The sequence below is a fragment of the Cribrihabitans marinus genome (assembly GCF_900109035.1).
GTDB lineage: Bacteria > Pseudomonadota > Alphaproteobacteria > Rhodobacterales > Rhodobacteraceae > Cribrihabitans > Cribrihabitans marinus.
Genome location: NZ_FNYD01000002.1, coordinates 37,017 through 57,660, shown reverse-complemented (window position 1 = coordinate 57,660; position 20,644 = coordinate 37,017). Strand labels below are relative to the sequence as shown.

The 20,644-nt window shown below is 68.2% G+C and carries 17 protein-coding genes; 13 read left to right on the top strand and 4 right to left on the bottom strand.

Going from position 1 to position 20,644, the window contains the following annotated elements; all coding sequences use genetic code 11:
• Window positions 1–12: 12 nt before the first annotated feature.
• The 4 genes from BMX57_RS02770 to BMX57_RS02755 are packed head-to-tail and all read left to right on the top strand — an operon-like array spanning window position 13 to window position 5,898.
• Window positions 13–1,785: an ABC transporter ATP-binding protein gene (locus BMX57_RS02770; RefSeq protein ID WP_092362335.1), complete on the top strand. Its 1,773-nt coding sequence runs from the start codon at window positions 13–15 to the stop codon at window positions 1,783–1,785.
• Complete coding sequence (locus BMX57_RS02765) at window positions 1,778–3,694, top strand: ABC transporter substrate-binding protein (RefSeq protein WP_092362333.1); 1,917 nt, start codon at window positions 1,778–1,780, stop codon at window positions 3,692–3,694. The genes BMX57_RS02770 and BMX57_RS02765 overlap by 8 nt, the downstream gene beginning before the upstream one ends.
• 24 nt (window positions 3,695–3,718) lie before the next feature.
• The gene (locus tag BMX57_RS02760) at window positions 3,719–4,747 is read left to right on the top strand and encodes an ABC transporter permease (protein ID WP_092362331.1); all 1,029 of its coding nucleotides are present in this window, start codon (window positions 3,719–3,721) and stop codon (window positions 4,745–4,747) included.
• Window positions 4,744–5,898: an ABC transporter permease gene (locus BMX57_RS02755; RefSeq protein WP_092362329.1), complete on the top strand. Its 1,155-nt coding sequence runs from the start codon at window positions 4,744–4,746 to the stop codon at window positions 5,896–5,898. The genes BMX57_RS02760 and BMX57_RS02755 overlap by 4 nt, the downstream gene beginning before the upstream one ends.
• Before the next feature lie 18 nt (window positions 5,899–5,916).
• Here BMX57_RS02755 and BMX57_RS02750 read toward each other — a convergent pair whose 3' ends face one another.
• Complete coding sequence (locus tag BMX57_RS02750) at window positions 5,917–8,280, bottom strand: mechanosensitive ion channel family protein (RefSeq protein ID WP_092362327.1); 2,364 nt, start codon at window positions 8,278–8,280, stop codon at window positions 5,917–5,919.
• Window positions 8,281–8,499: 219 nt separating this feature from the next.
• On the opposite strand from BMX57_RS02750, the gene BMX57_RS02745 reads away from it, so the two are divergent.
• From BMX57_RS02745 to BMX57_RS02710, 8 genes are read left to right on the top strand one after another with little or no spacing between them, the layout of a single operon-like run.
• A complete protein-coding gene (locus BMX57_RS02745; protein ID WP_092362325.1) occupies window positions 8,500–9,780 on the top strand; it encodes a nucleotide sugar dehydrogenase in 1,281 nt (426 codons plus the stop codon).
• A 4-nt stretch (window positions 9,781–9,784) separates the two neighbouring features.
• Window positions 9,785–11,002: a glycosyltransferase family protein gene (locus BMX57_RS02740; protein WP_229724185.1), complete on the top strand. Its 1,218-nt coding sequence runs from the start codon at window positions 9,785–9,787 to the stop codon at window positions 11,000–11,002.
• On the top strand, window positions 10,999–12,231 hold the full coding sequence (locus BMX57_RS02735) for a glycosyltransferase family 4 protein (RefSeq protein ID WP_092362321.1): 1,233 nt from the start codon (window positions 10,999–11,001) through the stop codon (window positions 12,229–12,231). Before BMX57_RS02740 ends, BMX57_RS02735 begins: the two co-directional genes overlap by 4 nt.
• A 3-nt stretch (window positions 12,232–12,234) precedes the next feature.
• Window positions 12,235–13,311 (top strand): glycosyltransferase family 4 protein, encoded by a 1,077-nt coding sequence (locus tag BMX57_RS02730; RefSeq protein ID WP_092362319.1) that lies wholly within the window; start codon window positions 12,235–12,237, stop codon window positions 13,309–13,311.
• A 14-nt stretch (window positions 13,312–13,325) separates the two neighbouring features.
• The gene (locus BMX57_RS02725; protein WP_092362317.1) at window positions 13,326–13,895 is read left to right on the top strand and encodes a histidine phosphatase family protein; all 570 of its coding nucleotides are present in this window, start codon (window positions 13,326–13,328) and stop codon (window positions 13,893–13,895) included.
• A complete protein-coding gene (locus BMX57_RS02720; protein ID WP_092362315.1) occupies window positions 13,892–15,034 on the top strand; it encodes a glycosyltransferase family protein in 1,143 nt (380 codons plus the stop codon). The genes BMX57_RS02725 and BMX57_RS02720 overlap by 4 nt, the downstream gene beginning before the upstream one ends.
• A complete protein-coding gene (locus BMX57_RS02715; RefSeq protein ID WP_092362313.1) occupies window positions 15,031–15,786 on the top strand; it encodes a polysaccharide deacetylase family protein in 756 nt (251 codons plus the stop codon). Before BMX57_RS02720 ends, BMX57_RS02715 begins: the two co-directional genes overlap by 4 nt.
• 5 nt (window positions 15,787–15,791) lie before the next feature.
• Entirely contained in the window at window positions 15,792–16,268 is a 477-nt protein-coding gene (locus tag BMX57_RS02710) for a class I SAM-dependent methyltransferase (protein WP_092362311.1), read from the top strand.
• A gap of 12 nt (window positions 16,269–16,280) precedes the next feature.
• On the opposite strand, the gene BMX57_RS02705 is transcribed toward BMX57_RS02710, so the two are convergent.
• Complete coding sequence (locus BMX57_RS02705; protein ID WP_092362309.1) at window positions 16,281–17,126, bottom strand: EamA family transporter; 846 nt, start codon at window positions 17,124–17,126, stop codon at window positions 16,281–16,283.
• Between the two features lie 189 nt (window positions 17,127–17,315).
• Between BMX57_RS02705 and rpe the strand changes: the two genes are divergently transcribed.
• Window positions 17,316–18,005: a ribulose-phosphate 3-epimerase gene (gene rpe, locus BMX57_RS02700; RefSeq protein WP_092362307.1), complete on the top strand. Its 690-nt coding sequence runs from the start codon at window positions 17,316–17,318 to the stop codon at window positions 18,003–18,005.
• Window positions 18,006–18,011: 6 nt separating this feature from the next.
• Here the strand turns inward: rpe and BMX57_RS02695 are convergent, their stop codons facing one another.
• Together BMX57_RS02695 and BMX57_RS02690 are read right to left on the bottom strand one after the other, a co-directional pair.
• On the bottom strand, window positions 18,012–18,380 hold the full coding sequence (locus BMX57_RS02695; protein WP_229724186.1) for a PaaI family thioesterase: 369 nt from the start codon (window positions 18,378–18,380) through the stop codon (window positions 18,012–18,014).
• A 50-nt stretch (window positions 18,381–18,430) separates the two neighbouring features.
• Complete coding sequence (locus BMX57_RS02690; RefSeq protein ID WP_092362303.1) at window positions 18,431–20,527, bottom strand: 3-hydroxyacyl-CoA dehydrogenase NAD-binding domain-containing protein; 2,097 nt, start codon at window positions 20,525–20,527, stop codon at window positions 18,431–18,433.
• Window positions 20,528–20,644 lie beyond the last annotated feature (117 nt).

Below are 20,644 nucleotides of genomic sequence, written 5' to 3'. Positions count from 1 at the left end.
AGGGCGACCTGAATGCGCCCGTTGCTGTCCGTCGAGGATCTGACCATCAGTTTCGGCCCCGGCCAGACCGTCGTGGGCAATGTCAGCTTCGATGTCGAGCGCGGCCAGACCTTGGCCATCGTGGGCGAATCCGGCTCGGGTAAGACTCTTTCGTGCCGCGCCATCCTGCGCATCCTGCCGCGGACGGCCCGGATCACCAGCGGCCGGATCACGCTGGATGATGGCACCAAGCCGGTCGTCCTGACCGAGATCGGCGAGCGGCGGCTGCGCAGCATCCGTGGCGACCGCATCTCGATGATCTTCCAGGAACCGATGCGCTCGCTCTCGCCGCTGCACCGGATCGGCAACCAGGTGAGCGAGGTTCTGTGGCTGCACCGCGGCGCCTCCGAGCGCGAGGCCAGGCGGCAGGTCCTGCAGACATTCGACCGCGTGGGCTTTCCCGATCCCGAAAGGGCCTACAAGTCCTATCCGTTCGAGTTGTCGGGCGGGATGCGCCAGCGCGCGATGATCGCGATGGCGATGGTGGCAAAGCCCGAACTCCTGATCGCGGACGAGCCCACAACCGCGCTGGACGTGACCACTCAGGCACAAGTTCTAGGGCTTATCAAGGAGTTGCAGCAGGAAACCGGCATGGCGCTGATCCTGGTCACGCATGACCTGGGCGTGGTCGCGAACATGGCAGAGCGGGTGGTGGTCATGCACAAGGGCCGGGTGATGGAGGCCGGCGACGCCGAGCCGATGCTCAAGGCGCCGGCGCATCCCTATACCAAGCAGCTGTTCGACGCCGCCCCCGCGATTCCCGCCGAGACCGCCCCGGCCCCGCCGCTGCCCGATCAGGACCTGATCCTCGACATGCGCCAGGTTTCCAAGACCTATACGATGCGCGCCGGATCCGGCTGGAAACCCAACGTGCTGATCCATGCCTGCCGGGGTGTCGACCTGAAACTGCCGCGCGGCAAGACGCTGGCCATCGTCGGCGAAAGCGGCTCGGGCAAGACCACCGCCGCACGCATCGCGCTTGGCGCTGAGCCGCCCGATCCCGGCGGCGAGATCCTGTTCCGCGCCACACCCGACGCCGAGCCGCTGCAGGTGCACAAGATGAGCCGCAGCCAGCGCACCGCGTTCCAGCGCCAGGCCCAGATGGTGTTCCAGGATCCCTATTCCTCGCTCAGCCCGCGGATGCGGATCCAGGACGCGATGACCGAACCGCTCGAGATCCACCGCATCGGCGATCGGGCCGAGCGGCGCGACCGCGCTGCCGCCATGCTCGACCGGGTCGGGTTGAACGCCGACATGCTCAAACGCTACCCGCACGCCTTCTCGGGCGGCCAGCGCCAACGCCTGTCGATCGCGCGCGCCCTGATGCTGGACCCGGCGCTGATCGTCTGCGACGAGCCGACCTCGGCGCTGGACGTGTCGGTGCAGGAACAGATCCTGACCTTGCTGGAAGACATCCGCGACCGACACAACCTCAGCTACCTGTTCATCTCGCACGACCTGGCGGTGGTGGCCCGGATCGCCGACGAGGTGGCGGTGATGCGTCAGGGGCTGGTGGTCGAGCAGGCCCCGCCCGAGACCCTGTTCCACAATCCCCAGCACCCCTATACCAAGGCCCTGATCGCCGCCCAGCCCGAGCCCGACATCGAACGCCCCATCGACCTGAAACTGGTGGCGCAAGGCGCCGGCGCGCCGGACAGCTGGGCCCAAGCCTTTCGTTTTACCGAGAGCGTGATACCTTCCCTCGTGGAAATGGAACCCGGTCACAAGGTACGCTGCCATGTTTGACACACCCCTCCGAACCTTCCTGCTTGCCGCCGCGCTGGCGTTGGCCGGGGTATTGCCGGCCGCCGCCACCGGACTGCCGACCCTGCAGGAGGGCGACTTCTGGCGCCAGGAGGTCGATGCCGGCGACCTGCCGCCGATCGCCGAACGCCTCCCCGAGGATCCGCTGGTCGTGGACCTGGCCGCCAAGGGGCGCGAATTCGGCCAGCAGGGCGGCGTGCTGCGCACGATGGTCACGCGCTCCAAGGACATCCGGCAGATGGTGGTCTACGGTTATGCACGGCTGGTCGGATATGACTCCAACTACGAGATCCAGCCCGACCTGCTGGCGGATGTCGAGGTCGAGGAGGGCCGCAAGTTCACCCTGCGCCTGCGCAAGGGGCACAAGTGGTCCGACGGCACGCCCTTCACGTCCGATGATTTCCGCTACTACTGGGAGGATGTGGCCAACAACGAGGAACTGCGCCCGGCCGGCCCGCCCGACTTCCTGATCGTCGAGGGCGAGTTGCCCAAGGTCAGTTTTCCCGACGAAACCACGGTGATCTACGAGTGGTCCAACCCCAACGCGCTGTTCCTGCAGACGCTGGCCCAGGCGCTGCCACCCTTCCTCTACCGGCCCGCCCACTACCTGAAAGAGTATCACAAGGCCTATGCCGACCAGGCCGTGCTCGACGCGGCAATCGAGGAGACGCGGGTGCGCAGCTGGGCGGCGCTGCACAACAAGCTCGACAACATGGGCAAGTTCGACAATCACGAACTGCCGACGCTGCAACCCTGGATCAATGCCAGTTCAGGCAAGAAGATCCGCCACAACTTCGTGCGCAACCCGTATTTCCACCGCATCGACAGCCGCGGCGTGCAACTGCCCTATATCGACATCGTCGAGATGGAGATCGTGGCGCCGGGCCTGGTCGCCGCCAAGTCCAACGCCGGCGAAAGCGACCTGCAGGGCCGCGGGCTGGATTTCCGTGATGTCTCGATCCTGAAGAAGGGCGAGGCCGAAGGCGGCTACAAGACCTACCTGTGGCAGACCGGCGTGGCCTCGCAGATCGCGATCTACCCCAACCTGAACTATACCGACGAAACCTGGCGCGAGGTGCTGCGCGACGTGCGCGTGCGCCGGGCGCTATCGCTGGGCATCGACCGGCAGACCATCAACCAGGCGCTCTATTTCAAGCTGGGCCAGCCGGGCGCGATGTCGGTGCTGCCGTCCAGCCCGTTCTTCGACGAGGCCAACCGCGATGCCTGGGCAGAATTCGATCCCGAAGAGGCCAACCGCCTGCTGGACGAGGCTGGTCTCGACAAGCGCGGCGCCAACGGCATCCGCCTGCTGCCCGACGGAAGGCCTTTTGAGCTGGTGATCGAGACCGCCGGCGAACGCCAGGAGGTCGAGAACGCGCTGCAGATCGTCACCGACACTTGGCGCGACATCGGCGTCAAGCTGGTGATGCGCCCGCTTGATCGCGACATCCTGCGCAACCGGGTGTTCGCCGGAAACACGATGGCGGCAGTCTGGTTCGGCTGGGACAACGGCATTCCGCAACCCTATACCTCGCCGGCCTACCTTGCCCCCACCGACCAGGTGTTCTTTGCCTGGCCGAAATGGGGCCAGCACTACCAGACCGGGGGCGAGGCCGGCGAGCCGCCCGACCTGCCCGAGGCGCAGCGCCTGCTGGAGCTGGCGCATGAGTGGGAAGTGGCAACGACCACGGAAGAGCGGTCGCGCGTCTGGCGCGAAATGCTGGCGATCCATGCCGACCAGGTCTATGGCATCGGCATCCTGGCCGGCGCGCCGCAACCCATCGTGGTCTCGAACCGTCTGCGCAACGTGCCGGAAAAGGCGATGTGGGCCTGGGAGCCCGGCGCGCATTTCGGCGTGCACCGCATGGACGAGTTCTTTCTTGCCGAGTGACCAAACGATGACAGGCCCCGCAGCATGAGCATCCTGCGTTACGCAGTCTACCGGTTCTTCACCATGCTGCTGACGCTTCTTGTCGTGTCGGTGCTGGTCTTCGTGATCATCAACCTGCCGCCCGGCGACTACCTGTCCAACCAGATCGCCGAGCTGCGCGCCAGCGGCCAGTCGGCCGGCGTGGAAAAGGCCGAGTTCCTGCGGCGCGAATACGCGCTCGACCGGCCGCTGTGGGAACAATACATGATCTGGATGGGCTTCATGCCCGGCCCGCACGGGTTTTCCGGCCTGATCCACGGCAATTTCGGCTGGTCCTTCGAGTTCGACCGGCCGGTCGCCGAGATCGTCGGCGAAAGCCTGTGGCTGACCGTGCTGGTCAACCTGGCCGCGGTCCTGTTCGTCTATGTCGTGGCCCTGCCGCTGGGCGTGCTGGCGGCGGCGCGGTCGCGCACCTGGGTCGACTATACCTCGGCCTTCGTCGGCTATCTGGGCCTGGCGACGCCGAATTTCCTGCTGGCGCTGATCCTGTTCTACTATGGCCACCGCTATTTCGACCTGCCGATCGGCGGGCTGATGGACCCGACCTTCGAAGGCCAGCCCTGGACCTGGGAAAAGGTCAAGTCGGTGCTCATCCACCTGATCGTGCCCACCTTCGTGATCGGTACCTCGGGCGCCTCGGCGATGATGCAGCGGCTTCGTGCGAACATGCTGGACGAGCTGGGCAAGCCCTATGTCGAGACCGCCATCGCCAAGGGCATGGCCCCGGCGCGGATGCTGACCAAATATCCGCTGCGGGTCGCCTTCAACCCGTTCGTGGCCGATATCGGCAACCTGCTGCCGTCCATGGTGTCGGGCTCGGTCCTGGTCTCGGTGGTGCTGGGCCTGCAGACCATCGGCCCGACCCTGCTGACCGCGCTCAAGACGCAGGACCAGTTCCTGTCGGCCTTCGTGTTGATGTTCGTCGCCCTGCTAACGCTGATGGGCACGATGATCTCGGACGTGCTGCTGGTGCTGCTAGACCCGCGCATACGCTATGAGGGGCGCGAGACATGACGCAGCTGCCCGACGGACGCTATGTGGACGACGCGCCCTATGATCCGAAGGCGGCGCTGCAGCAGCCCGAGCGCCGCGACCTGGACGCACCGAACTGGGTGCTGGTCTGGCGCAAGTTCAAGACCCACAAGCTGGGCCTGGTGTCGGGGATCTTCCTGCTCCTGAGCTATCTGATGCTGCCCTTTGCGGGGTTCATCGCGCCCTATACCGCGAACGAGCGCAATGGCGACCACCTCTATGCGCCGCCGCAATCGGTCAACTGGTTCCACGAGGGCGAATTCGTCGGCCCCTTCGTCTATCCCATCGTGGCCGAGGCGGATATGGAGACCTTCCAATGGGTCTTCGTCGAGGACACCACCACGCCGCGCCCGCTGGAGTTCTTCTGCGAGGCCGGGGACTACCGGCTGGCCGGCCTGATCCCGACCGACACGCACCTGTTCTGCGCGCCCGAGGGCGCGACGGTGTTCCTGTGGGGCTCGGACCGGCTGGGCCGGGACGTGTTCAGCCGCATCCTCTATGGCGCGCAGCTGTCCCTGACCGTGGGCCTGATCGGCATCACCGTGTCCTTCACGCTGGGCATCTTCTTCGGCTCTCTGGCGGGCTATTTCGGCGGGCGCACCGACTGGTTCATCAACCGGGTGATCGAGATCCTGCGCTCGCTGCCGGAACTGCCGCTGTGGCTGGCTCTGTCGGCGGCCGTGCCGTCGAACTGGTCGCCGGTGGCGGTGTTCTTCATCATCTCTGTGATCCTGGGCATTCTCGACTGGCCCGGGCTGGCGCGGGCGGTGCGGGCCAAGTTCCTGTCCCTGCGCGAAGAGGAATACGTGCGCGCGGCCGAGATGATGGGGGCCGGGTCCGGCCGGGTCATCCGCAAGCACCTGCTGCCGAATTTCATGTCGCACCTGATCGCCAGCGCCACCCTGTCGATCCCCGCCATGATCCTGGGCGAAACCGCGCTCAGCTTCCTCGGCCTCGGCCTGCGGGCCCCGGCGGTCAGCTGGGGGGTGATGCTGAACGATGCGCAGAACCTGGCCTCGATCGAGATCTACCCCTGGACCGCGATCCCGATGCTGCCGATCATCGTGGTCGTGCTGGCCTTCAACTTCCTCGGCGACGGGTTGCGCGACAGCCTCGATCCCTATCAGCAGTAACCCGGCCGCCCGGCCCGCTCAACGGTCGTCGCCGCCGGGGCCGATATCGTCCAGGTAATCCTCGTCGATGGCCGCCTCGACCGCACCGGTGATCGCTTCGCGCTGCCGGTCGCTCATGTCCTCGGCTTGCTCATCCGCGATCCGCACGGTCACTTCGCGATGGGCGAACTTGATGCCCTCGCGCGCGAACAGCTCGCGAATGTCCTGATAGACCTTCTTGCGCACCAGCCACTGGTCGCCGGGCTTGGTCATGAACTTGACCCGGATGATCATCGCGCTGTCCTGCATCTCGATCACGCCCTGGCTCTTGAGCGGCTGGATGAAATTGTCGCCGATCACCGGATCCTCCAGCAGCTCCTGCCCCAGCTTCTTGATCAGCTTGCGCACCTTCTCGACATCGGTGTCGTAGGTCACGCGCAGCGGCAGCTTCATGATCACCCAGTCGCGGGAATAGTTGGTCAGCACCTTGATCTCGCCGAACGGGATGGTGTTGAGCGCGCCCAGGTGGTGGCGCAGCTGGAACGAGCGCACCGAGATCTTCTCGACCGTGCCCTTCACGTCGCCGATGTCGATATACTCGCCCTTGCGGAACGCGTCGTCGACCAAGAAAAACGCGCCCGAGAAAATGTCGCGCACCAGGGTCTGCGCGCCGAAGCCGATGGCGAGGCCGACCACCCCGGCACCGGCGAAAAGCGGGCTGACATTGATACCGATCTCCATCAGCGCGATCAGCGTGATCGTCACCACGACAACCGCCAGGATCGCGCCGCGGAAGAGCGGCAGCAGCGTCGCCAGACGGCTGGCGCTGGATCCGCCACCCTCGTCGCCCAGCTCGCCCTCCTCGGTGTCGGCGGTCTCGTCGGCGATCCGGCTGTCGATCCAGATCCGGAAGACGTGGTAGAGGATGTAGCCGATGAACACGATCACCACCACGTCCAGCGCCCGGCCGATCAGCAGATCCTCGGCCCAGGCCGATTCCGGGAACCACACCAGCAACAGCGCGTAGATGCCCACCACGAAGGACAGGATGCCGGCGACCCGGCGGGCGAGATCCTCAAACGTGCTGATCGGATGCTGCGTCCGCACCGTCGGCTGGTCGTCCTCTTCACCGGCCTCATCCTCGGCGCGCTCGGCCTCGGCCATGTCGTCGTTGATGCGCCGGACCTGCCGCGCACGGGTGAAATAGCGTTCCAGGACGTAGTTCATCGCGCCATAGGCGATGACGACCGACATGAAGATGCCGTAGGTGCCGGCCACCAGCGGGATCGAGATCGGGGTTTCCAGAACCAGGTCGAGCGCCAGTTCGAACCAGCCGAACAGGATATAAAGCAGGATGAACGGCGCCCAGGCATAGGACACGAAGCGCAGCAGCCACGAGACCTGCGCCGGGCTCCGCCCGCCCCGTATCGCGTTGCTGATCGCCGATGCGTTGAACACCACCAGCGCCATGTTGCCCACGGCACCCAGCAGCGACAACACGCCATAGACCATCGCGTAGACGTTGTAGTTCAGCCCGAAATCCGCGACCCAGGTCGAGAACAGCACCACCGAGATGTCATAGGTGGCCAGCACCGAGGCCCAGAGATAGAGCCGCTTGGCCGCCCGGTCGGAAAACGGCGGCAGCCGGTACTGGCTGAGATAGGGCGACAGCACCATGCGCCACAGATCCGAGATTGTGCGCGCCAGGAAGAAGGCCGTGAACACCGCCGTTGCCGTGAACTGAACCGAGATGTCCTCGGACCGGCCGAAGATCAGCAGGCCCACGATCCAGGCGAAGATCATCGCGAAGATCGTGGCGCCGAGGCCCATGACGAAGCGGAAGACCAGGAAGGGCATCTTCTCGCGATAGCCTTCGGGCGCCGCCTTGATCCGCGAGACGACATATCGCTTGGCGATGCGCTTGCCGTAGATCTCGATCGACATCCACCGCCCCACCAGCAACAGCACCAGGCTCCAGGCCAGGACCTCGACATAGGTCATGATCCGCCCGTCCGGGCTGGTCTGGCGCAGGATGTATTGAACCTCGAAGATCGAGCCAGGCAGGGCCTGCAACCTGGTGTTCAGTGTGGCCCGGAACTCCTCGAACCGGGTCTGCGCCTTCATCAACTGAGAGCTGCTGTCCTCGGCCGCACCGTCCGGGCCGCCCCCGTCCGGGTCGCCGCCCTGGGTCGAGACCAGGCGCCCGGTGCTGTCGATGACGATGACGCTGGCGCCGGCCTCGGTCGCGGCGCGGATGGCGCTGGAGAGGTCGTTCTCGGCGGCCGGTTCCGACGCGGACGATCCGCCGCCCAGCCCCGGCAGCACGCTCTGTGCCGACAGCGGGCCGCCGGCCACCAGGGACAGCCAGACCCCGACCGCCAGCCACAAAAGGATCCGACCCATTGGCCCCTGCTCCGTCCATTGTTTCGGACACGTTACAGGAGGCGCGCAACCGGTTCAAATGACATGCAAACAGGCTTTCGAGAGCGGGTATTGATGCCACAATGCCGGCCGACGCCCAGTTTGATGTTTCCATCCCGCCGCGATTTGACTAGGACGGGCCGCACAGCGTGGTCCGGGCGCGGATCCGCAGGACCGGACCGACAGCCAGAGAGACCCCGGATGCCCGACCCCAAACGCAGGGATACCATTGCAGTTCTGGGCCTTGGCTATGTCGGGCTGCCCCTGACCCTGGGCCTGGCCAGGGCCGGGTTCGACACGCTGGGGTTCGATACCGATGCGGCCCATGTCGAGGCGCTGCGGCGGGACCATGACCGCAATGGCGAGGTGACCGAGGCATCGCTGCGCGACACGCAGGCCCGGTTTGCGTCCGAGACCGATGCCCTGGCCGGGCGCAGCGTCTTCATCATCGGCGTGCCCACACCCATCACCGATGCGCGTACGCCCGACCTGCGCCCGCTGCGCGAGGCCTGCCGGGCCATTGCCCCGCATCTGCGGCCCGGCGCCTTGGTCATCGTCGAAAGCACGGTCTATCCCGGCGTCACCGAAGAGGTCTGCGGCCCGGTCCTGGCCCAGGCCAGCGGCCTGCGCCTGTTCGATCAGATCAAGCTGGCCTACTCGCCCGAACGGGTGAACCCCGGCGATGCCGAACACTCGATGGAAAACGTGGTCAAGATCATCTCCGCCCAGGATGACGAGACGCTGGACCGGGTGGCGGCGATCTATGCCCCGGTGGTCAAGGCCGGCGTACATCGCGCAAGCTCGATCAAGACCGCCGAGGCCGCCAAGGTGATCGAGAACACCCAGCGCGACCTTAACATCGCCCTGGTCAACGAGTTCTCGCTGATCTTCTCGCGGCTGGGGCTGGACACGCTCGAGGTGCTCGAGGCGGCCGGAACGAAATGGAACTTCCTGCCGTTCAAGCCCGGTCTGGTCGGCGGGCACTGCATCGGCGTCGATCCCTATTACCTGACCTACCGGGCCGAGCAGCTGGGCTATCACCCCGAGGTGATCCTGGCCGGGCGGCGCATCAACGACAACATGGGCCGGCACGTGGCGCGCGAACTGGTCAAGACGCTGCTGAAGAACAGAATCGACCCCAGCGGCGCCCGTGTTCTGGTGCTGGGCTTCGCATTCAAGGAGAACTGCTCGGACGTCCGCAACACCCGCGTCGCCGACATCCTGACCGAGCTGGCCGATTACTCGGTCGCCGCCGACCTGCACGACCCCTGGGTCGATCCCGACTCGGTCGCCACGGAATACGGGGTCGAGGTGACCGTGGCGCCGCAGCCCGGCGGGTATGACGCCATCCTGGTGGCGGTGGCCCATGACGAATTCCGGCGGATGGGCCCGGCGGAATTGCGGGCCTTTGGCAAACCCGGCGCCGTCCTTTATGACATCAAGGGCATTTTCGGCAAATCGGACTCGGATCTGAGACTCTAGGGGCATGCAAGCGCGACACGGCATATCCGACACATCGGCCCGCGATCCGCGGATCATGCTCTACAGCCACGACACGTTCGGGCTGGGCCATCTCAGGCGCTCGCGGGCGCTGGCGGCGGCGATCACCGATGCCGATCCGCGCGCCTCGGCGCTGATCCTGACCGGGTCGCCTGTGGCTGGCCGCTTCACCTTTCCGCGCCGGGTCGATCACGTGCGCCTGCCCGGCGTGACCAAGCTGCGCGACGGCAGTTATGCCGCGCGCGGCATGGGCATGGGGATCGACGAGGTCACCGAGCTGCGCTCCGGGCTGATCCGCACAAGCGCCCGCCAATACGCCCCCGACATCCTGATCGTGGACAAGGAACCGACCGGCTTTCGCGGCGAGTTGCTTCCGACACTCGACATGCTGCAGGCCGAGGGCCGCACCAAGCTGGTGCTTGGCCTGCGCGACGTGCTGGACGAGCCGGACGTTCTGGCCGCCGAATGGGACCGCAAGGGCGCCATCGCGGCCACCGAACGCTTCTACCACGAGATCTGGGTCTACGGGGTCAGCTCGATCTACGATCCGACCGAGGGGCTTGCGCTGTCGCCCGAGACGCGGGCGCGGATGCAGTGGACCGGCTATCTGCGCCGCGCCCTGGGCAGCGAGGATGCGCCGCCCGAGCAGCCTTATGTGCTGATCACGCCCGGCGGTGGTGGCGACGGCCAGGCGCTGGTCGACCTGGTGCTGCGCGCCTACGAGACCGATCCCACGCTGGAGCCGCGCGCGGTGCTGGTCTATGGCCCGTTCCTGTCGGGCGACACCCGCGCCGAGTTCGAGACCCGCGTCGCTGCCCTGCAGGGCCGGGTCACGGCGGTCGGGTTCGAGAGCCAGATCGAAACGCTTTTCGCCGGCGCGCAGGGCGTCGTGTGCATGGGCGGCTACAACACGTTCTGCGAGGTGCTCTCCTTCGACAAGCGGGCGGTCATCGTTCCGCGCACTGTGCCGCGCCTGGAGCAATGGCTGCGCGCCTCGCGCGCCGAGGACCTCGGCCTGGTGCGCATGCTCGAGGAAAGCCGCGACGGTCTGACACCGCAGACGATGATCCGGGCGATCCGCGAGCTTCCCGCCCAGCCTTTGCCCTCGCAGATGAACGCCGACGGGCTTCTGGACGGGCTGGATCACGTGACCCGGCGCGTCGCGGCCCTGCTGCGCACGCCCTCGGAACAGGCCGCCGAATGACGGTGCGGGATCCGGCGCTGGCGGTCGTGGTCAAGGGCTGGCCGAGGCTGTCCGAGACCTTCATCGCTCAGGAACTGGTCGCGCTGGAGGAAGCCGGGCACCATTTCGACATATGGTCGCTGCGCCACCCCACGGACACCAAGCGCCACCCGCTGCATGACAGGTTGCGGGCGCGGGTGCGATATCTGCCGGAATACCTCTACCAGGAAACCGACCGCGTCTGGCGCGCCCGGGCAGCGGCGCGGGCCTTGCCGGGCTATACGCTTGCCTACCGGACATGGCGCGCCGACCTGGCCCGCGACCGCAGCCACAACCGCATCCGGCGGTTCGGACAAGCCTGCGTGCTGGCCGCCGAGTTGCCGCCGGGCACCGAGGCGCTCTATGCGCATTTCCTGCACACGCCGTCCTCGGTCGCGCGCTACGCCGCGATCATGCGCGGCCTGCCCTGGAGCTTTTCCGCCCACGCCAAGGACATCTGGACCTCGCCGGAATGGGAGATCCGCGAAAAGCTGCAGGCCGGCACCCACGGCGCCGCGTTCGGCGCCACCTGCACCGCTTTCGGGGCAGAGCACCTGCGGCAACTGGCCGATGATCCGGGGCGTGTCGATCTGGTCTATCACGGGCTGGACCTGAGCCGTTTTCCCGACCCGCCCCGGCGAGCGCCCGGTTCCCGGTTCGGGATGCTCTCGGTCGGCCGGCTGGTCGAGAAGAAGGGCTTTGACCGGCTGATCGCCGCGCTGGCCCTGCTGCCTGTCGGCCTGGACTGGCACTGGACCCATATCGGCGGCGGCGAATTGGGCGACACCCTGCGCGCGCAGGCCGAGGCGGCGGGCGTGGCCCATCGCATCACCTGGCGCGGCGCCTGCGACCAGCCCGAGGTGATCGACGCGATGCGGGCTGCGGATCTGTTCGTGCTGCCCAGCCGCGTGGCCGCGGACGGCGACCGCGACGGGCTGCCCAACGTGTTGATGGAGGCGGCCTCGCAACTGCTGCCGATCCTGTCGACACCGGTATCGGCAATCCCCGAATTCATCGACAGCGGCACCCACGGCGTGCTGGTCAGCGACGACCCGCAAGCCCAGGCCAACGCGATGGCCGAGCTTGCCGCCGACCCCGCCGCGCGGACCCGCATGGCCGAGGCCGCCCGCGTGCGGCTGCTGGCCGAGTTCACCATGCCGCCCGGCATCGCCCACCTGTCGGCGCGGCTGACCGCGCTCTGCGGAACCTGAGCGGTGCGGCGGGTCGCCTTCTACGCCCCGATGAAATCGCCGCGCAACCCGGTGCCGTCGGGCGACCGCGAGATGGCGCGCAACCTGATGACGGTGATCCACGAGGCCGGCCTGGAAGTGTCGCTGGCCTCGGAACTGCGGATCTACGACCGCACGGGCGACCCGGCGCTGCAATCGGGGCTGCGCGCCTCGGCCCGGTCCGAGGTCGACCGATTGACGGAGGAGCTGCCGCAGGACACCGCGCTGTGGATCACCTATCACAACTACTACAAGGCCCCGGACCTCATCGGCCCGGCGATCTGCCGGGCCCGGAACATCCCCTATGTTCAGGTCGAAAGCACCCGCGCCACCAGCCGGCTGGACGGCGCCTGGTCCGGCTTTGCCCGCGATGCGCATACCGCCTGCGACGCGGCCGAGGTGATTTTCTACCTCACGCAGAACGACCTGATCACCCTGCAACGCGAACGGTTCGGGGATCAGGCCCTGGTGCATCTGCCGCCCTTCCTGCCGCGCACGGGCCTGCCGCCGGCCGGGCCGCGCAACGGACCGATGCTGTGCGCCGGCATGATGCGCGAGGGCGACAAGCTGGCCTCCTACCGGATCATCGCCGAGACGCTGGCACATCTGGGTGGTGACTGGCGGCTTGAGATCGCCGGCGACGGCCCGGCCCGCGCCCGGGTCGAGGACCTGATGGCCCCCTATGGCGACAAGGTGCGGTTCCTGGGCGAGCTGGATCCGGCCCGAATGCAGGCCGCCTATGGCCGCGCCGCGTTGTTCCTGTGGCCCGGCGTGAACGAGGCCTTCGGCATGGTCTATCTCGAGGCGCAGGCCGCCGGATTGCCGGTGGTGGCCCAGGACCGGCCCGGCGTACGCGACGTGCTGCTGTCGGGCCACTACCCGGCGCCCGATGCCGGCCCGCCTGCGCTGGCCAGCATGATCCGCCGCCTGCTCGCCGATCCCGACACCCGCCTTGCGCGCGGTGCCGCGGCGCGCAAGATGATCGAACGGGACCACCTGCTGCCGGCCGCCACAAACATCTTCGCCGCCGCCGTCGCCCCGCTGCTGGAGACCCAGCCGTGAGGCGCCGGATCGCCATGCTGCGCCACGGCCATACCGCCTGGAACCGCGCCGGGCGGATCCAGGGCCGCAGCGACATCGCGCTGGACGAGGCCGCGCGGCAAGAACTGTCCGGCCTTGCCCTGCCGGCGCCCTGGGAACGCGCCGCGCTGTGGTCCAGCCCCCTGTCCCGCGCCCGCGAGACCGCGGAACTGGTGGCCGGGTGCGCACCGCGCACCGCGCCGGAACTGACCGAGATGAACTGGGGCGATTGGGAAGGCCGGCACGGCACCGACCTGCTGGCCGAGCCGGGCAGCGGCTTTCGCCATATCGAGGACTGGGGCTGGCAGTATCGCGCCCCGGGCGGCGAAAGCCCCGCCGAGCTTTGGGACCGGCTTGCCCCCTGGCTGGACCATCTGCGCGGCGATGCGGTCGCGGTCTGTCATATCGGCATCATGCGGGTCGTTCTTGCGCGCGCGCATGGCTGGGATTTCTCCGGCCCCGCACCGTTCCGGATCAAGCGCAACCGGCTCTATGTCGTCGAGCTGGACAGCATGACGCCGGATCCGGACCCGCTGCGCCTGATCCCGCGCAAGGCCGCGCCATGAGGGTGATGATCGTCGTCACGCATCTGCTGGGCACCGGCCATCTGAGCCGCGCCGCCACGCTGGCCCGCGCCTTCTCAGGTGCCGGGCACCGGGTCACGCTGGTCAGCGGCGGGATGCCGGCGCCGCAGCTCGACCTTTCCGGCGTCGATCTTGTGCCATTGCCGCCGCTGCGCTCGGACGGCACCGATTTCACCCGGCTTCTGACCGAGGCCGGCGAGCCGGCCGATGCACGGTATCTCGATGACCGGCGCGCGACGCTGCTGACCGCGCTGGACAAGATCGCCCCGCAGATCCTGGTCACCGAGCTCTTCCCCTTCGGCCGCCGCAGCCTGGGGGCCGAGTTCACCGCGCTGCTGGAGGCGGCGCGCGCCATGACCCGGTCGCCCGTGATCCTGTCCTCGGTCCGCGACATCCTCGCGCCGCCGTCGAAACCCGCCAAGGCGGCACAGGCCGCGGACCTGATCGCGCGGTTCTATGACGCCGTTCTGGTGCATTCAGACCCCGCGATCACCCGCCTGGAGCAGAGTTGGCCGGTGACGCCGGACGCGGCGGGCAAGCTGGTCTATACCGGCTATGTCGCACCGCCCGCCGCTGCGCCGGACCCGGCCGGGCCGGGCGCCGGAGAGATCCTGGTCAGCGCCGGCGGCGGCCCGGTCGGCGCACCACTGTTCCGGGCGGCGATTGGCGCGGCGCGGCGCATGCCCGAAACACCCTGGCGGCTACTGGTCGGCGGCGCCGGGGCAGGCCCCCTTGTCGACACACTGAGCGCGGAGGCAAACGGCCTGCCGGTGACGGTCGAGACGGCGCGCCCGGAGTTCCGGCAGATGCTGCATGTCGCGGCGGCCTCGGTCAGCATGTGCGGCTACAATACCGCCATGGACCTTCTGCAAAGCGGTGTTCCGGCCGTCCTTGTCCCCTTCGATGCCGGCAACGAGGTCGAGCAGGGCCTGCGCGCCGAGAGCTTGGCGCGGCGCCCGAACATCGCCGTCCTGCGCAGCGATGCGGCGCAGCCGGCGGCCCTGACCGATGCGCTGCGCCGGGTGATCGCCGCCGGCCGCCAACCCGCGTGCGATCTCAACTTCGCCGGCGCGGCCGAGACCGTGCGCATCGCCACCAACCTGGCGGAGGGGGTGCGATGATCGCGGAATGGCGAGAGCTGGATGCCGAACTTGCGCTGTGGCGGCGGGGCGGGCTGACCCTGCCGCTCTGGTGGCGGGACGACGATGCGGTGGCGCCCAGCCCGGCGCTGGAGCGGCTGTCGGTCCTGTCGCGCGCTTTAGACATGCCGGTGCATCTCGCGGTAATTCCCGCCCGCGCAGATCCCGCGCTTGCCCGTCACGTGGCGCAGCATCCGCAGCTGATCCCGCTGGTGCATGGCTGGGCCCATGAAAACCACGCGCCGGCCGGCGACAAGAAAGCCGAGTTCGGCGCGCATCGCCTGGCAGGCCTGGCACTGGAGGACGCCGCCTCGGGGCTGCGCCGGCTGCGCGATCTCTTCGGTCCCGCGCTGCGGCCGGTCTTTGTGCCGCCCTGGAACCGGATCGCCGGCGACGTCACCGTGGGGCTGCCCGCTCTGGGCTTTCGCGTCCTCTCCACCGCCAGGCCGCGCCCGCTGCCCGAGGCGGCGCCGGGCCTGGCGCAGGTGAACACCCATCTCGATCCGATCGACTGGCACGGCACCCGCGGTTTGCTGCCCGCCGAATCCCTGATCGCACAGCTGACCGCCGATCTGCGCGACCGGCGCACCGGCCGGACCGATCCCGACGAGCCCTACGGGCTGTTGACCCACCACCTCGTCCATGATGAGGACATCTGGGCCTTCTCCCGCGCGGTTCTGACCCGCCTTCTGGACGGGCCCGCCCGCCCCTGGACCGCCCCGACCGAGGACTGACCGACATGAGCCGACTGGATTCCATGCTGCGCCGCCTGAGCGCCCAACGCGACGGCCTGAACTGGGCCGCCGGGCAGATCGCGGACCTGCCCGGCGATGTGCTGGACATGGGGCTGGGCAATGGCCGGACCTATGATCACCTGCGCGAGATCCTGCCCGACCGCCGCATCCGGGTGATGGACCGGGTGCTGCAATGCCATCCGTCCTGCGTCCCGCCCGAGGCGGATTTCCTGATGGGCGAGGCCGAGGAGATGCTGGACCGGCTGGCCGACGAGGGCGCGCGCTTTGCGCTGGCGCACTACGATTTCGGCCAGGGGATCAAGGCCGACGACGTGGCCGAGGCCGCTCGGTTGAGCCCGCGCATCGCCCGCGTCATGGCCCCCGGCGGGCTGCTGGTGTCGGGCCAGCCGCTGACCGGATTCGAACAGGTGCCGGGCCCGGAAACCATCGCGCGTGACCGCTATCTGTTCTACCGCGCCTGACGCGAGGGGGCGTCAGCTGCGCCCCAGCCGCAGCAAGAGCGCCCCGGAGAGGGTCAGCGCGGTCGAGGCGACCTTGGCCAGGTTGACCGGCTCGCGCAGGATCGTGACGCCCAGGATCAGCGCAAAGACGATCGACACCTCGCGCAGCGCCGTGACCAGCGCGATGGGCGCCTGGGTGAAGCCCCAGACCACCAGCAGATAGGCCAGAAAGGATGCGCCGCCGCCGAACAGCGCCGTGCGCCGCATCGCCAGGCCACGCCGCACCAGCCCCGGACGCGCCACCGCCGCCACCAGCACAAACCCCACGGTATTGAGGATCGATAGCAGCGCGAAGAACCCCAGTGCGGTGCCCGCGATCCGCGCGCCCTGCCCGTCGACCAGCGAATAGGAGGCGATGAACATCCCGGTGATCAGCGCCAGCCCCGCCGCCTTGACCTGGAACAGCCCGTCGGCGCGCCGGGTCAGGCTGATCGAGGCGATGCCGACCGAGATCAGGCCCATCGCCAGCAGTTCGACCTGGCTGAACCGGACGCCCAGCAACAGGACCGAGACCCCCGCCACGATCAGCGGCGCGACACCGCGCGCGATCGGATAGACTTGGGTGAGATCGCCGATGCTGTAGGATTTCATCAGGAAGAGCTGATAGCCCAGATGCAGCAGGACACCGCCGAGAAGATAAGGCCAGCAGGCCGGATCGGGGATCGGTGCGAAGGGCAGCAACAGAATCGCGGCCGACCCCTGCCCGATGACCACCGCGGCCATCGCCGCCGCCTTGTCCGCGCCGCCCTTGACCAGCGCATTCCACCCGGCATGCAGGGCCGCGGCCAGCAGCACGACGGCAAAGACCGTTCCGCTCATCGCGCGCGCCGGCTCATGAAACCCCTCCCCGCCTTTTGGTCGCGATTAGCTGCAGCCAGACAATCCCTAGGCGCTTGGCCCGCCTCCGGCAAACCGTTTCGGCGCCATAGGCACCCGTGCGGGGCTGTTCCTTGCCGCCCGGAGCGGCTATATGGCGCGAAACGACATGTCCAAACCCGGTGCCCGCCCATGACCTTCGACAGAAAGACCCGGATCGCACCCTCGATCCTGTCCGCCGACTTCGCCAATTTCGGTGCCGAGATCCGCGCCATCGAGGAGCAGGGCGCCGATTGGGTGCATGTGGACGTGATGGACGGCCATTTCGTGCCCAACCTGACCTTCGGTCCGCCGGCGGTAAAAGCGTTCCGCCCGCATGTGAAGACGGTGATGGACGTGCACCTGATGATCGCGCCGGTCGACCCCTATATCGACGCCTATGCCCAGGCCGGCGCCGATATCCTGACCGCGCATGTCGAGGCCGGCCCGCATATCCATCGTACGCTTCAGGCGATCCGCGCGGCGGGGATGAAGGCCGGCGTGGCGCTCAACCCCGGCACGCCGGCCGAGGCGGTGGCGCATCTGCTGGACCTGGCCGATCTGGTCTGCGTGATGACGGTGAACCCCGGCTTCGGCGGGCAGTCCTTCATCGACATGACCGGCAAGATCCGACAGCTGCGCGCCATGATCGGAGACCGGCCGGTGCATATCGAGGTCGATGGCGGGGTCGACCCAAAAACCGCGCCGCTGGTGGTGCAGGCCGGCGCCGATGTGCTGGTCGCCGGCTCGGCGGTGTTCCGTGGTGGCTCGGTCGCGCAGCCGCGGGTCTATGGCGACAATATCCGGGCGATCCGCACGGCCGCCGACGGCGTTCCCGCCTGAGTGGATTCAGCCGGCACGGTCCTTCGGCCCGCGCTTGAAAACCCCCGCCGCCGTGGCGATCAGCCGGTCGCGATCGTCGCGCAGTTCGCCGGTCACATACGCCAGCCTTGCGCCGCCGCCGGCCGGTCTTCCGGTCGCAACCACTTGGCCCGCGCGCGCCGGCGCCACGAATTGCGTGCTCAGCGATACCGTCAGGACCAGCGGCGGATCCCCGGCGTCGAACATCGCGCCGGCGGTGTTGCCGCAGGCCACGTCCAGCAGCATCGCCGCGACCCCGCCATGCAGGATCCCGTGACGGTTCAGATGCTCGGGACCGACCCGAAGAACGCAGCGCGCGCACCCGTTCTCGCCGCCGCGCTCGATCTCATAACCCACATGGTCCTGACAGCCGGATCGCGCCGGCCGTGGGCCCTCGCCCGGCACGCTCAGTCGCCCGCCGGGGTGTTCAGGTCGTCGAACTTGCGCCCCTCGGCCACCAGCTCCTCAAGCAGCGGCGCCGGCGACCAGAAGAAATCGTCCTCGCGCGCATAGCCGCGGATATCCTCCAGCAACCCGTCCAGACCATCCATGTCGGCCCATTTCATCGGGCCGCCGCGATAGCGGGGAAAGCCGTAGCCGTGCAGAAGGGTCACGTCGACGTCCAGCGGACGGCGCGCGATCCCCTCGCCGACCACACGGGCGGCCTCGTTCACCATCGCCGCCATGTAGCGGCGCAGGATCTCCTGATCGGTGAACTCCCGCGGCGTGATGCCCTTTTCCGCGCGTTCGGCGGCGACCAGCTCCATCACCTCGGGATTGGGCTCGGCGCCGGATTTGCCCGGCCCGTAGATGTAGTAGCCCTTGCCGGTCTTGCGTCCGAAATGCCCCGCCTCGCACAGCCTGTCGGCATAGGTCACATCGCGCGCCTTGGGGTCAAGGCCGGCGGCGCGCTTTCGCTTGCGCGAGGCCCAGCCGATGTCCAGCCCGGCCAGGTCCGACACCTCGTAGGGTCCCATCGCAAAGCCGAAACCGCGCACCGCCGCGTCGATCTGGAACGGCGTCGCGCCGTCCAGCACCATGTGCTCGGCGCAGGCGCGATAGGCGGCCAGGATGCGGTTGCCGATGAACCCGTCGCAAACCCCCGCCCGGACCGAGACCTTGCCCAGCCGCTTGCCCAGCGCGAAACCGGTCGCCACCACCTCTGGCGCGGTGCGGTCGGCAACCACGATCTCGAGCAGCTTCATCACATGCGCGGGCGAGAAGAAATGCAGCCCGATCACGTCCTGCGGACGCGACGTGGCGGCCGCGATCTCGTTCAGGTCCAGGTAGGAGGTGTTCGACGCCAGCACCGCGCCCGGCTTGCAGCTGGCATCGAGCTGGGCAAAAACCTGCTTCTTCACCTCTATGTCCTCGAACACCGCCTCGATCACCAGGTCGGACCCCGAGAGCGCGGCATAGCTTGTCGCAATCCTCAGGTCCTGCCCGGCCAGCCGTTCGAACCGCGCCTTGCTGATCTTTCCGCGCTTCAGCGCGCCTTCCAGGTTGTGCTCGATCCGGCCCCGCGCGGCGGCGGCGGCCTTGTCGGTCATCTCCAGCAGCGTCACCGGCAACCCCGCCAGCAGCGCCGCCGTGGCGATCCCCGCCCCCATCGTGCCGCCACCGATCACCCCGATCGAGGCGACCTCGCGCGGGGTCACGCCATCGAGCTCGGGCAGCTTGCCCACCGCGCGCTCGGCGAAAAAGGCATGGATCAGGCCCTGGCGCTGGTCCGACTGCATCAACTCGGTGAAAAGCTCGCGCTCGCGCGCCATGCCTTGCTCGAACGGAAGTTCGCAGGCGGCCTGGACCGCGCGCACCGCCACGGCGGGCGACAACTGGCCCCGCCCCTTTTTCAGAACCGCGTCGTAGCGGGCGTCGAAATCGACCGGTTCGGGCGCCGGCATCTCACCCACCGGCCGCCGCGGCGCGCCCTCGTCCAGCAGCGCCTGCGCATGGGCCAGCCCGATCTCGCGCGCCTCGCCTTCCGCGATCCGGTCGAGGATCCCCAGCTTCAGCGCCTCTTCGGCCCCCACATGCCGGGCCGAGGTGATCAGGTCGAGCGCGGCCTCGCTCCCGGCGACCCGCGGCAGGCGCTGGGTGCCGCCCGCGCCGGGCAGGATGCCCAGGTTGACCTCGGGCAGGCCGACCTTGGCCGAGGGCGTGGCGATCCGGTAGTGGGTCGACAGGGCCACTTCCAGCCCGCCGCCAAGCGCTGTGCCGTGGATGGCGCTGACCACCAGCAGCGGCGAGGCCTCGATCCGGTTGCACAGGTCCGGCAGGAAGGGCTCGGTCGGCGGCTTGCCGAACTCGCGGATATCCGCACCGGCGGGAAAGGTCCGCCCGGTGCCGTGAATCAGCACCGCCCGCGCCCCTTCGGCCTCGGCCCGGTCCATGCCGGCGGCCAGTCCGACCCGGACATCCCGGCCCAGCGCGTTGACCGGTGGATTGTCGACGGCCAGAACGGCAATGTCCCCGACACGCTCGTAACGGATGGCTTCGGTCATGACGGCGCCCTTTCCTTGCAGATCCCTGTCCCGAGATGGCCGCACACAGACCGCAGATGCAAGGCCCGATCAAGCCCAAATGTTACGATATCGGTGGCATGCCGCCGGGATGGAAAC